Source organism: Butyrivibrio sp. WCD3002, assembly GCF_000424265.1.
Lineage (GTDB): Bacteria > Bacillota > Clostridia > Lachnospirales > Lachnospiraceae > Butyrivibrio.
Genome location: NZ_AUJO01000014.1, coordinates 1 through 13,732 on the forward strand (window position 1 = coordinate 1; position 13,732 = coordinate 13,732).

The 13,732-nt window shown below is 42.1% G+C and carries 13 protein-coding genes; 1 reads left to right on the forward strand and 12 read right to left on the reverse strand.

Features of this window, described 5'->3' with window-relative positions; translation table 11 throughout:
- Positions 1-452: 452 nt before the first annotated feature.
- From pflA to G608_RS22525, 4 genes are all read right to left on the reverse strand, one after another.
- On the reverse strand, positions 453-1,181 hold the full coding sequence (pflA, locus tag G608_RS0112290; RefSeq protein ID WP_081677417.1) for a pyruvate formate-lyase-activating protein: 729 nt from the start codon (positions 1,179-1,181) through the stop codon (positions 453-455).
- Positions 1,181-1,846, reverse strand: a complete 666-nt coding sequence (gene hypB, locus G608_RS0112295) for a hydrogenase nickel incorporation protein HypB (RefSeq protein WP_026496282.1) — start codon at positions 1,844-1,846, stop codon at positions 1,181-1,183. Before hypB ends, pflA begins: the two co-directional genes overlap by 1 nt.
- 44 nt (positions 1,847-1,890) lie before the next feature.
- A complete protein-coding gene (locus tag G608_RS21065; protein ID WP_081677418.1) occupies positions 1,891-3,909 on the reverse strand; it encodes a Na/Pi cotransporter family protein in 2,019 nt (672 codons plus the stop codon).
- A gap of 157 nt (positions 3,910-4,066) precedes the next feature.
- Positions 4,067-5,011: a GNAT family N-acetyltransferase gene (locus tag G608_RS22525; protein WP_051209286.1), complete on the reverse strand. Its 945-nt coding sequence runs from the start codon at positions 5,009-5,011 to the stop codon at positions 4,067-4,069.
- Between the two features lie 120 nt (positions 5,012-5,131).
- On the opposite strand from G608_RS22525, the gene G608_RS0112310 reads away from it, so the two are divergent.
- Positions 5,132-5,659 carry a peptidylprolyl isomerase gene (locus G608_RS0112310; protein ID WP_035795537.1) on the forward strand — a complete coding sequence of 176 codons (528 nt, stop codon included), beginning with the start codon at positions 5,132-5,134 and terminating at the stop codon, positions 5,657-5,659.
- Positions 5,660-5,850: 191 nt separating this feature from the next.
- Here G608_RS0112310 and G608_RS0112315 read toward each other — a convergent pair whose 3' ends face one another.
- From G608_RS0112315 to uvrC, 8 genes are all read right to left on the reverse strand, one after another.
- Positions 5,851-6,741, reverse strand: coding sequence for a diacylglycerol/lipid kinase family protein (locus G608_RS0112315; protein ID WP_026496284.1), 891 nt, complete (start codon positions 6,739-6,741; stop codon positions 5,851-5,853).
- A gap of 83 nt (positions 6,742-6,824) precedes the next feature.
- On the reverse strand, positions 6,825-7,091 hold the full coding sequence (locus G608_RS0112320) for an HPr family phosphocarrier protein (protein WP_026496285.1): 267 nt from the start codon (positions 7,089-7,091) through the stop codon (positions 6,825-6,827).
- A gap of 25 nt (positions 7,092-7,116) precedes the next feature.
- Positions 7,117-8,061 carry a DNA-binding protein WhiA gene (whiA, locus tag G608_RS0112325; RefSeq protein ID WP_026496286.1) on the reverse strand — a complete coding sequence of 315 codons (945 nt, stop codon included), beginning with the start codon at positions 8,059-8,061 and terminating at the stop codon, positions 7,117-7,119.
- 5 nt (positions 8,062-8,066) lie between these two features.
- Positions 8,067-8,930, reverse strand: coding sequence for an RNase adapter RapZ (gene rapZ / locus G608_RS0112330; protein WP_026496287.1), 864 nt, complete (start codon positions 8,928-8,930; stop codon positions 8,067-8,069).
- Between the two features lie 2 nt (positions 8,931-8,932).
- The gene (murB, locus tag G608_RS0112335; RefSeq protein WP_051209289.1) at positions 8,933-9,859 is read right to left on the reverse strand and encodes a UDP-N-acetylmuramate dehydrogenase; all 927 of its coding nucleotides are present in this window, start codon (positions 9,857-9,859) and stop codon (positions 8,933-8,935) included.
- Between the two features lies 1 nt (position 9,860).
- On the reverse strand, positions 9,861-10,829 hold the full coding sequence (locus tag G608_RS0112340) for an ROK family glucokinase (protein WP_026496289.1): 969 nt from the start codon (positions 10,827-10,829) through the stop codon (positions 9,861-9,863).
- A gap of 20 nt (positions 10,830-10,849) precedes the next feature.
- Positions 10,850-11,788, reverse strand: coding sequence for an HPr(Ser) kinase/phosphatase (hprK, locus tag G608_RS0112345; RefSeq protein WP_026496290.1), 939 nt, complete (start codon positions 11,786-11,788; stop codon positions 10,850-10,852).
- Between the two features lie 38 nt (positions 11,789-11,826).
- A complete protein-coding gene (gene uvrC, locus G608_RS0112350) occupies positions 11,827-13,701 on the reverse strand; it encodes an excinuclease ABC subunit UvrC (RefSeq protein ID WP_026496291.1) in 1,875 nt (624 codons plus the stop codon).
- Positions 13,702-13,732: the final 31 nt, after the last annotated feature.

Genomic DNA, 13,732 nt, shown 5'->3' on the forward strand with positions numbered 1-13,732 from the left:
ACTGACGGACACTCTTAGTTCATATCCGCTTGCTAAATAATCCTCATGAGCCATATATCTGTCAAGGCCGTAGCCGCGCAGCGGTGCTTTGCAGCCTTGACAGATATATGGCTCATGATAAAAAGGTAATCAAGCGGATATGAACTTAGGCCTGGCATAGATGCCCGGCTACAACATAAATTCAGAGGCTTGCCGTAGGCAAGGCTTCCATTTCAGACAAGTTTACGCAGCATTACGCTTTTCACGAAATTAAAATAAAGCCGTAATCCTAGATGTATACTGGGATTGCGGCTTTTTAGGTGTCAAAGATGGAATTTTTACATATACCGCTTAACATTTCAACCTAAAACCGCAAAAAAAACGCCAAAGCTGATAACTTTTGTCAACTTTGGCAATTTTTTAACATAATTTATATTTTTCTTGTTAGTTTTTTTCGTTTGTTCTATTATTCTTTAATTTGCGCCGAGAATCCTCTTGGCGTTTTCAATTCTCTCCGCAGAAGGCGCCTCAACTCCCTGAAGCTGATAGGGGATCCCAAGTTCTTCCCACTTAAACTGTCCAAGAGAATGATAAGGAAGGACATCTATCCTTTTTACATTGCTGAGTGTATCCAAGAATTCTCTTGTCTTCTTTAGATATTCATCATTATCCGTGATTCCCGGAACAAGCACATGTCTTATCCAAACAGGCTTATCTATTTCCGATAAATATCTAAGGCAGTCCTTGATATTCTCATTTGGCTTACCTGTAAGCTTAATATGCTCATCATTATCGATATGCTTGATATCCACCAGCAAGAGATCCGTATCTTTCATAAGCGCATTGAACTCTGAAAAGAAAGGTTCTTCTCTGGTAAAGGGCTCAGCTGCAGTGTCGATGCAGGTATTTATTCCGCGCTCCTTTGCCTTTGAAAAAAGCTCCCTGAGGAAATCCATCTGAAGAAGCGGCTCTCCGCCGCTGACTGTTATGCCGCCCTCATCACCCCAGTAGCTCTTATACCTCTCAGCCTTATCAAGAAGCTCATCAGCTGTCCTAAGATCATTTGACTCAGGATTCCAGGTGTCGGCATTATGGCAATACTTACATCTAAGGTTACAGCCCTTTAAAAATATGATAAAACGGACCCCCGGTCCGTCTACCGAACCGAAGGTCTCTATTGAATGAATTCTTCCCTGAAGCATTATTTTTTCCAATCTTCAATCTGATCACTGAGCCACTTGGCAAACTTATCAACTCCCTCGCCTGTCTTAGCACAGATAGGGATGATCTCAGCCTTGGGATTTCTCATGTGGATATACTCCTTGCACTTCTCAAGATCAAAGTCAAAATAAGGAGCAACATCAATCTTATTGATAAGAACAACGTCGCAGATGCTGAACATAAGTGGATACTTAAGGGGCTTATCATGTCCCTCCGGAACGGAAAGGATCATTGCATTCTTTGAAGCACCTGTATCAAATTCAGCAGGGCAAACAAGGTTTCCTACGTTCTCAAGAATTGCAAGCTCAACGTCACCCTCTACAAGTGCATCAAGACCCTGTCTTGTCATATCAGCATCAAGGTGGCACATTCCGCCTGTGTGGAGCTGAATAGCCTTAACACCGGTCTCAGCAATCTTCTGTGCATCAACATCTGAATCGATATCTGCTTCCATTACGCCTATCTTGTATTTATCCTTAAGCTCTGCGATAGTAGCCTTAAGTGTTGTTGTTTTTCCTGATCCGGGAGATGACATAAGGTTCAGAAGGAAAATCCCCTTATCCTTAAGCTCGCCTCTAAGAAGCTCTGCTCTCTCATCATTACTCTCAAATACACTTCTTTTTAATTCAATAACTCTGGTACTCATAAATTTCCTTTCTTAACTAAAACAAAAACTAAAGCACAAAAACATTACTTATCTTTTTTCTTCTTGCTCTTTTCCTTTACCTTTTCCTTTGACTTGTCTTTTACCTTTTCCTTTACTGCATCCTTTGCCTTATCAACAAACTTTTCTTTCTTCTTTTCGGCAGCTGAAACAGCTTCATCGATTATCTCCTGATCATCAGCTCTCATGATATTTACAATAGTCTCATGATCCTCTATGAAGGAAGGACTGATATCATCCTCATCGTCAAAGCCCCTCTTAACAGCAGGAAGTCTGTATTTTCTCTCATACAGATCTACAGCGATCTCAAATTCCTTGTTCTTTTCAGCCTTAAGGTGTTCAAGATACTCGTGAGTATCAAACATTCCTTCGCTTACTTCAAGGATGCATACTGCGATATTGCTACAGTGGTCTGCTATACGCTCAAAATCGGTACCGAGATCCGAGAGGATAAAGCCCATATCTATGGTGCACTTTCCCTTGCGAAGTCTTCTGACATGGCGTCTCTTGACCTCCATGTTGATTCCGTCTATTACTTCTTCAAGAGGCTCTACAGACTGTGCCAGCTTAAGATCCTGATTCGCAAAGGACTGGAATGAAAGCTCTACTATTTCTCTTACCGCACTTGAGAAGGTCTTAAGCTCTTCCTTAGCTTTACTTGAGAACTTCTCGTTCTTCTCGTTCATTACGCGGGCTGTCTGTGCAATATTCAATGCATGATCACTGATACGCTCAAAATCCGTGATGCAGTGAAGGATGATTGAAAGGGTTCTTGAATCCTTCTCCGCAAGATGGTGGTTGTTGATCTGCATAAGGTAGGTACCCAGCTGATCCTCATATCTGTCAACCTTCTCCTCGATACGTCTTACTTCATCAGCAACCTCTGGATTATACTCATCAATCAGAGATGTGGCCTTTTCAAGACCTTCCCTTGAGAATTCAGCCATATCCATAGCAACCTGTCTTGACTGCTCAAGAGCAAAGGGCGGGTTTGTAAGGAAACGCTCGTCCAGCTTGGTGATATTCTGCATATCCTGCTGCTCTTCACGCTCTTTTTCATCAATAGGAATAGTCCTTAATGCCATCTGAACAAGGAGTCCCGAGAAAGGAAGCATAAGAGGCGTAGCCACAAGGTTAATAAGTGTATGAATAGAAGCTATGCCTACCATTCCTGCCTGACTGCTCATAAATGCAAAATTCACAAAGGAATGTATTGTGTAGAAAATGATCATAAAGGAAACAGCTTTTATTACGTTGAAATAAAGGTGCATAAGAGCTGTTCTCTTACCGTTTTTATTTGCTCCAAGTGATGAAAGAATTGCTGTTATACAGGTTCCAACCTCGGCACCAACTACTACGGGAAGTGCAACACTGTAGGTGATGCTTACCGACGCAGACAAAGCCTGCATTACACCGATGGTTCCTGCAGAGCTCTGAATTACCATTGTAAAGAGCACACCTACCAGGAAGCCGATAACAGGATTGCTGAAGGTCATGATGATTGTCTGGAAGCTTTCGCTGCTGCGGAGAGGATATACAGCCTCAGACATCATACTCATTCCAAACATCAATACTGAAAATCCGATAAGTATAAGACCGATGTTGTTCTTTTTATCATTCTTGGAAAACATGTAAAGAACAATACCGATAAGTGCAAGAAATGGTGTAAATGACGTGGGTTTTAATAAATTGATTATGAAATTGTCACTGCTGATAGCATTTAATGAAAGCAGCCATGCAGTAAAGGTGGTACCAAGGTTAGCACCAAGAATAACATTTACCGCTTCCTTTAAAGTCATGATTCCTGAATTAACAAGACCGACAACCATTACGGTTGACGCAGATGATGACTGTACAAGAGCAGTTACTCCAACGCCGAAAAGATAAGCTATGATCGGGTGACTGGTTACTTTACTGAGAACCGTCTCCAGCTTACCGCCGGCAGTCTTGGTAAGACCACCGCTCATTACATTCATTCCATACAGAAATAGCGCAAGTCCTCCGATAAGGCCTGCAATTAACGAAAAGATTTCTTTTGAATCCATCCATACCTCCTAATGTCTCAGGTACTACGTAATAATTTATCCCTCTCTATCATAAGTATCGTAACTGAAATAAACCTAAATATCAACTGCAAGATATAGACAAGATATAACTTCTTGTGGACAAACTCAGAAATAATCCGCAAAAAATCTTAATTTTTTAGAATTCTATCGCCATCTTTACATACTTTCCAAAGTGCATTTCCTGCGCAGGTATGCGCGTTCCGTCGTGATATTCATCACCATAAATATTCTCTTCAATATCAGCCTCTCCGGCTTTTACCATGCCCAGTTTCTCGCAAAGATGGATTGAGACTGTATTCTCGGCTTTTACAAAGGCAAGGACTCTTTCAAACTGAAGGATATCTCTTCCATAATCCAAAATCGCCTTACAAACCTCGTAGGCGTACCCCTTTCTCTGATAAGCAGTTCCTATTAAAAATCCGATCTCTATATCATCGAAGCCGTTTCTGACGCTGTATCCGGCACGTCCAATGATCTCCCCGGTCTCCTTAAGAACCACGGTCCAGGTTCCAAACCCCATAAGACCATAAACCTTTTCTATGTAATCTCTTTGATATTTTTTCTCATCTTCGGGATCTGCAAACAACCCTTCCATGTATCTGGTCATCTCGGGATCTGCATACAGCTCATAAAAAACATCCACATCTTCAACAGTGGTTTCCCTGATAAGGCATCTGTCTGTTGTAAGGATATCCCACGGTAGATGTGCATAGCGCTGATAGGCCTTTATAAAGGAATCCATCCCCACTTCCTCTATTTCCGTAAAAACGTACTTAATACCTTCAAAGCGCTCATCGGTATTGCCCTCATAGCTAATACCTACAACATATCCTCCGCCTGATATCAGGTCCACTGCAAACTCTGATGAATCGGTAAGAAAAAGCACATCTTCCGGCTTTTCTTCTGCAGTATCACTCAATAGAGAAATCACAAGATTCTCCTTACTGCAGGCCATATTATTCGGGTATACAGCTCTGCTGCCGATTCCTTCAGTCTTTATATATGAAGCGGTCTCAAGAATCCTTGAAACAAACCCTTCATCCTTATCGTTCTTTATGCAAAAAATGATTTCTTTAAGCATTGTAACGCCTTTTTATCTGTATTTTTATTCTACTAATTATTGTATAATTAATCCCGGGTTTGTTCCATGAAAACCCTATATCATTTACATTAAAAAATCGTTTTCATTAAGGAGAAAAATATGTCTGAAAACAAAAATCCTATCGTTACAATTACAATGAAGGGCGGCGATGTAATCAAGGCTGAGCTTTATCCCGAAATCGCACCTAACACTGTAAACAACTTCATTTCACTTATCAATCACAATTTCTATGACGGTGTTATTTTCCACCGTGTTATCAAGGGCTTCATGCTTCAGGGCGGCGATCCCGAAGGCACAGGAATGGGTGGCCCGGGCTACGAGATAAAGGGCGAGTTCTCACAGAACGGCTTTAAGAATGATCTTCTTCACACAGAGGGCGTACTTTCAATGGCACGCACACAGATTCCTGATTCCGCAGGTTCACAGTTCTTTATCATGCATAAAAATGCACCTCACCTTGATGGCGCTTATGCTGCTTTCGGTAAGGTCATCGAAGGTATGGACGTTGTTAATAAGATTGCTGAGACAAAAACAGACTGGAATGATCGTCCCTTAGAGGATCAGGTTATGGAAAAGGTTACTGTTGAAACATTTGGCGTAGATTATCCGGAACCGGAGACAGTGTAATATCAAAAAGTCCTATAAAAGGGAGGAAGCCAAGGAAACTCGTGTTTCCTTGGCTTATTATGAAAAAGTTATTATAATTGGTATTGCCTTTCTTCATCTGACATCTTTAGTATAGCGAAAATAAATGTCTAAGATATGATTTGAAGTAAATAGTCTTTAAACGTTTTATGAACAAAAAATGAACGTATGTATTAGGGAATCATTATATTAATGACCTTGTTCTCATTCCTGATATCCACATGAGTATGGTTACCGCCAAACTCTCCATCCCTTGTCCAGGAAATGCTTTCCTTAGAATCAAACTCAATATGCTTCGTCTTAAAGCAATACATAAGCTCTGTATTAATATCCCTGTTAATAAATGCTGCAAGAAGATTACTCATATCCAGCATATTATCAGGAAGCTTTACCAGAGTGACCTCAAAAACTCCGTCATCCATGGTAACATTCTTACCGGTTATATCCTTAAATCCTCCCACAGATCTGGAATTTGTTACCATTCCAAATACAAAATCGTCCTCAATAACTCCTTCATCGGTAGTAACCTTCATATGGTAAGAACTTATCTCAGAAAGCCTTTTTGCGCCTTCAAGAATATATGCCATGTGTCCTAAAATATTCTTAACATCCTGCCTTGTCTGGTATGAAACATCCGTAAAAAGTCCAAAAGCTGCTATGTAAACGAAGGTTTCATCATTCATGATTCCTATATCGCAGGCATATTCGTTACCGTTTACGATTGTTTTTGCCGCTTCATGCATCTGGGACGGAATTCCAAGGCTTACCGCAAAATCATTTGTGGAGCCTGCAGGAACATAGCCTATGGGAGTCTTTCTTTTTGACTTCCACATTCCGCTCACAATCTCATCAAGGGTACCGTCACCGCCACTGCACGCTATGATATCATAGCTGTCATCATATTCCATGACTGCTGTCGTTCCATCTCCCCGCTCCTTAGTGGGATAAACCGTAATATCATATCCGCCTCTGGCAAAAACATCAATTATATCAATAAGATTGCTTCGAATACGCTCCTTACCAGCCTTCGGATTGTAAATGAAAAGCATTTTTTTCTTATTCATACCGTACCTCATTAAAAAAATGACCCATCTAATCTCATTATATGAAATCAGATGGGTTAATTCCATTATAAAAACAAAATCCGTTATGAAAGCTGAAGCTCTCCCAAAAGAAAGCTCTCCATTCCCTTAACAGCGTCCTCTTCATCCTGTCCGTCAGCTATTACAGTAACCTCTTCACCACTGTTAAGACTAAGAGTCATCATGCCCATAATACTCTTGGCATTAACCTTCTTAGACTGAGCCTCGATATGAACAGTACTGTCATAACGGCTTGCAAGCTGAACCAGCTCTGCAACCGGACGAGCTTCAAGGCCACCCGGAAGCTTGATTTCGATAGATTTTGATATCATAATTTTCCTCCTCAAACTTAGTAAATTAACCTCTTAGCTTCTCTGCCAATTCGCTAAGCTTTCTCAACCTGTGATTTACTCCTGATTTTCCAACAGGTGGATCAAGGTACTTCCCAAGTTCCAATAATGTTGCATCGGGATACTGAAGCCTGGCCTCTGCCATATCCCTTAAGCTCTCCGGAAGATTTTCAAATCCGTAATGATCCCGGAGATATAAAATATCTGTCGTCTGTCTTGATGCAGCGTTAACCGTCTTGGTAATGTTAGCTGTCTCACAGTTAACTCTTCTGTTAATGGCGCCTCGCATTTCCTTGACGATGCGCTCATTCTCCATATTCATCAGACTGACAGGTGCTTCCATAACATTAAGAAGATCTACAATTGATGTACTCTCCTTGATGTACACAACGTAATACTTCTTGCGCTGTATAATCTTTGCCTCGATATCGAAGCTTTCTATCATCTCCCTGATCTCCTCAGCAAGCTTCATGCTGCCACAGGAAAACTCCAGATGATAAGATTTGCTGGGATCGCTTATAGAGCCTATACACAAAAAGGAATCACGTAAAAACGCTCTTTTACAGCAGGCTTTCATTATAAGCTGGTGACTTACGCCAGAATTCTCATCTCTGAGACTGCCATCATCGTTATAGTAGTGTATTCCCTTAAGTAGCGCTATTGGTTTCTCGGAACCATTGAGAACAAGCCGATAAACCTTGCCTCCGATTATTTCCTTACTCCCATCTACAAGCGTACCAGTGTCTATATTAAATGCTTTTTTTAATAATGTAAAGAACTTTCTAATCGCCCTCTCGGAGTCATCAGCCAGAAAAACCCTGTATTCATCGTTGGTTTTTCGTTCAACATACCCTGCATTAATTAGTATTGCAGCTATCTCTGCCAGCTGACAATGACGCCCCGGAGCAACCTGTTTTTCAAGTTCATTTTTCACATCACCGGAAAATGACATATATATTACCTTGCGTGCTTAAGATCCCTGTGATATTTCTTAATACCAAACTCATTTCTGTCCTTAAGCTTTTCATAAATCTCATTCGCTATTGTTACTGATCTGTGCTGGCCACCGGTACAACCGATTGCCACTACGAGCTGGTACTTACCCTCATTAATATAGCCCGGAACCAAAAATTCAAGCATGTCCGTCAGCTTATCCAGAAACTGTCCGCACTCCGGAAAGCTCTTCACATAATCCTGAACCTCTTTATCATTGCCGGTAAGATGCTTTAATTCTTCTATATAAAACGGATTTGGCAAAAATCTCACGTCAAAAACAAGATCCGCATCCGAAGGAATACCATGCTTAAAACCAAAGGAAAGAATTGTAACCATAAGATTATTGTGCTTCTCGTTAGCCACAAAAATCTTATCCATCTCTACCTTAAATTCGCGGGTAAGAAGCTGCGAGGTATCAATGATATAATCCGCCAGTGAACGAATCTTTGACAACAGCTCTCTTTCCTTTGTAATACCGTCCTCAATTCTTCCATCAGGTGAAAGGGGATGACGTCTTCTGGATTCCTTATATCTCTTTACAAGGACAGCATCCGAACATTCAAGGAAAAGAATCTCGACATTAAGGCCTCTTTTTCTGGCCTCCTCAATGATCCTTGGTGCATCCTCAAAGCGCTGTCCGGAGCGCACATCAAAGCCAAGGGCAACCTTGGTTATTTCACTGTCAGGTACAGATATAAGCTCTATAAATTTCTCAAACAGACTCGGCGGAAGATTATCAACGCAATAAAATCCATCATCTTCAAGCATATGAATTGCAGTAGATTTTCCACCACCGCTCATACCGGTCACGATTACGATTCTCATCCTTAAAACTCTCCCAGTCTGATAACCTCCGGATCAAGCATCACTCCGGAATTTTCAAATACCTTTTTCTGTACATCTTTAATAAGTTTATCGACATCCTCTGACGTCGCTTTACCTTTATTTACAACAAAACCGCAATGCTTTTCGGAAACCTGCGCATCTCCAACACTGTACCCCCGAAGACCGGCTTCCTCAATAAGCTTACCTGCAAAATTTCCCTCAGGCCTTTTAAAGGTAGATCCTGCACTTGGAAACTCCAGCGGCTGCTTATCACGCCTTCTGCCCATCAGCTCGTTCATGGTGCTCTCTATCTGATCCTTATTGCCCTTTGACAGCTCTATCTCAGCACCAAGAATTACGCAGGGTCTGTTCTTGAATGCACTGCTTCGATAGCCAAATTCCGCCTCTTCACCTGTAAATACCCTGACGGTCCCGTCAGGCTCCATAATGGAGACTTTTTGTACAACCTGCTTCATTTCTCCGCCATAAGCACCTGCATTCATTATCAGTGCTCCGCCGATAGTTCCGGGGATTCCATGAGCAAACTCAAAGCCTGTAAGGCAATTATCCTTTGCCATATTGGCAACAGCTGAATTAAAAGCTGCTGAACCAGCAGACACATGTGTATCATCAAGAAGTCTGATCTCTGAAAACTCACCGCCAAGAGAAACTATAACGCCTCTAAAGCCTTTGTCAGAAACAAGGAGATTACTTCCGTTTCCAATCACATAGAAGTCCTTGAAAAACTCCATATTATGCTCTGAAAACAGCTTAAGAAGCGAAGACAGCTCACCTTGACTATTAATTCTCACAAAATAATCGGCAGGCCCACCGATCCTGAAGGTGGTGTGCCTGCTCAAATCTTCATTTTCTATTATGCATTTATCCGAAATTATTCGGGATAATTCTTCTGATAATTCTGATCTCATTTTACTGTATTGAATCCAAAACCAGCTTAGCTGCTCCAAATAATCCTGCATCATTTCCAAGCTTTGCAAGAGCAAACTTTGTTCTCTTTGCGCCGTGGAAAACATACTTCTCAAAGGAAGGACGAACCAGATCAAAGAGGATATCTCCTGCCTTGGATACTCCACCGCCAAATACGATGATCTCAGGGTTAATGGTTGAAGCGATCATGGCAAGACCCTTTCCAAGATAATCACCATAGCGTGTAATTGCTACGTTAGCAAGCTTATCTCCGTTCTTGGCAGCATCGAAAATGTCCTTACATACGAAGTCCTTACCGCGAAGAACACATTCTTCATCACTCTCTTCAAGAACTCTGTTCATGAGAAGAACTGCTCCGGTAGCACTTGCATACTGCTCAAGGCATCCGTGATTACCGCAGCCACACCGTAAAGGCTCATCATCCTCAATATGAATATGTCCGATCTCACCGCCAGCACCTGTAGCACCGTTGAAAATCTTACCGTTGTGAATGATTCCGCCGCCTACGCCGGTACCAAGGGTAACCATGAGCATATCCTTGTAGCCCTGGCCACCGCCCATCCAGTACTCACCAAGAGCTGCAACGTTGGCGTCATTACCGCACTTAACAGGCATCTTTACAAGGTTATGAAGCTCATCCTTCATATTGAACTCGCTCCAGCCAAGGTTAACTGCCTTGAAAATTGTTCCATCATCACTGAAGGGACCGGGTGCGCCTGCACCGACACCTACTACCTGTGAATCCTTTATACCTCTGTCTTCCATCTTCTTGCGGATAGCTTCTGCAATATCTGGAAGAACGTATTCACCGTTGTTCTCTGTTCTTGTAGGAATCTCCCAAACCTCTATCTTGTGGCCGTCCATATCAAGAAGACCGATCTTAACGGTTGTTCCGCCTATATCTACTCCAAATACATATTTTTCTACAAGACTTGATGTGTTGTTTTCCATTTTGTTTTCCTCTGCTTTATTTAGTCGTCGTCTTCCTGCCCACGGGCAAGTGAATTCTGAACTCTGTTATAGAGCTCCTGTGCGGCATTGTAACCCATCATCTTCTGTCTGTGGTTAACTGCTGCCGATTCACAGATGATAGCCAGATTACGTCCGGGACGAATCGGGATTCTGTGGCAAACGATCTTGTTGCCAAGATACTCTGTGTATTCCTCTTCAAGACCGAGTCTGTCGTATTCCTTATCCTTATCCCAGTCTTCGAGTTTAATTACCAGATCGATATTCTGAGTATCGCGGACACTTGATACACCAAAAAGTGTCTTAACATCCACAATACCAATACCTCTAAGCTCAATGAAATGTCTCGTAATATCAGGTGCTGTACCGATAAGTGTTACATCACTGACCTTGCGGATCTCAACAACGTCATCCGAAACAAGTCTGTGTCCTCTCTTTATAAGCTCGAGAGCTGCCTCTGATTTACCGATTCCGCTCTCACCTGTAATAAGAAGACCCACACCATATACATCAACAAGAACGCCGTGGATTGAGATGCAGGGTGCAAGCTCTACATTAAGCCATCTGATAATCTCTGCCATAAATGATGAGGTGGATTTCTGGGTTACCATTATCGGTACCTGCTCCTCTATGGCTATTCTCACAAATAACGGATCCGGAACAAGACTTCTGCAGAAAACTACTGCCGGTATATCAAATGAAAGAAACTCTCTGTATACCCTCTCCTTGTCTGCATCCGGAATTGATTCCATATATGTGTATTCAACGAAACCGATAACCTGCAATCTTGTTGCTTCAAAATGCTCAAAGTATCCTGCGAGCTGAAGAGCAGGTCTGTTAATATCCGGCTGATGAATTCTGATTCTGGAGATATCTATCTCTTTTGTGAGATTTTCAAGCTCCATTTTCTTTACAACTGTTTTAAGCTTTACTGTTGCCATGTGTTACCCCCCTTGTTAAACAAAGACAGTTTACCATATTATCCCTGTTTGTGAAAGTAATTATAAATGTCGTTTGCGGCGTTTTCCGGTATCTCCGGAATGGATTTAAGCTCCTCTACCTCCGCATTTCTGATCTCGTCAATTGACTTAAAGTGTCTCATCAGAGCCTTGCGTCTTGCAGGTCCAACACCGGGAATATCATCAAGGGAGCTCTTTACCTGAGCCTTGGATCTTAAGGACCTGTGATATTCTATGGCAAATCTGTGGGCCTCATCCTGAATTCTGGTGATCAGCTTAAAGCCTTCAGAATGTCTGTCTATGGGAAGCTCTGTATTGTTGAAATAAAGGCCTCTTGTTCTATGATTATCGTCCTTTACCATTCCGCACACGGGAATGTTTATCCCAAGCTCATCAAGAACCCTGAGACATATATTTACCTGTCCGCGTCCGCCATCCATCAGAATCAGATCCGGAAATTTGGTAAAGCTTCCGTACTGCGCATCTATTTCCCTAAGCTCAAGTTCATGTCGTTCCTCAAGGCCGTGCATAAGTCTTCTTGTAAGGACCTCCTTCATGCAGGCATAATCATCGGGGCCTGTGACTGATTTTATTCTGAACTTACGATAGTCACTTCTCTTTGGCTTTCCCTTTTCATATACAACCATGGAACCTACGTTGGCAAAGCCACTGATATTGGAAATATCATAGGCCTCCATTCTTGTCAGTCCCTTGATTCCAAGAATACTCTCGATCTCCTTAACCGCTCCGATGGTTCTGCCCTCTTCACGCTTTAATCTCTCTTTATCCTTGGATAAAACCAGCTCCGCGTTCTGGGCAGCAAGTTCCATCAACTTTTCCTTCTGTCCGCGCTCCGGAACACTGATATAGACTCTGCTGCCCTTGCGGTCAGTGAGCCACTTCTCGATTATCTCCATGTCCTCTATGGGCTCCGGAAGCATTAGCTCTCTTGGAATAAACGGCGTTCCTGCATAGAACTGCTTCACAAAGTTAAGAAGAATCTCATCTCTGGGATTGCCTGAAATATGCGTCATATAAAAATGCTCGCGGCCTATAAGTCTTCCGTCGCGGACAAAGAATACCTGCACAACAGCATCATTTTCATCTGCTGCAATGGCAAGAATATCCTTATCTTCCATGGCTGCATCCGTCATCTTCTGCTTCTGGGCAACCTGCCTTACGCTGGCAAGAAGATCTCTGTAATAAGCGGCTCTTTCAAAATTCAGTTCCTCCGAAGCAGCCTCCATCTTATCGGATAAATCCTTCATGATAGGAGCATAATTACCGTCAAGGAAATTCAAGGCGCCAGCTATTCTCTGTCCATATTCTTCCTTGGATATTTTCCCGTCACAAGGGGCTGAGCACCTTCCCATATGATAATTAAGGCAGGGTCTGTCTACACCTATATCCCTTGGAAGAACCCTGTTGCAGGTCCTAAGACCATATATCTTGTTTATCAGCTCGATAGTATCCTTTACTGCCGCAGCACTGGTAAATGGTCCATAGTATCTGGACTTGTCCTTTTTCATTATTCTGGAAAAAAGAATTCTTGGGAAATCCTCGGATACCGTTACCTTTATATAAGGATATGTCTTATCATCCTTAAGCATGGTGTTATATCTGGGGCTGTTCTCCTTGATAAGATTGTTCTCAAGTACAAGGGCCTCAAGCTCAGAGTCTGTAACTATGTACTCAAACCTGGCTATCTGCGAAACCATTCTGTCTATCTGAGGTCCTCGACCCACAATCTTACGAAAATAAGACCTCACACGATTGTGGAGGTTAATAGCCTTACCGACATACATGATGGTATCATTCTCATCACGCATTATATAAACGCCCGGCTGATTAGGCAGCTTTTTTAATTCTTCCTGTACGTTAAATTTCTCTTCCATATAAAAATAATAGCATTAAGGCTGCCGCAAT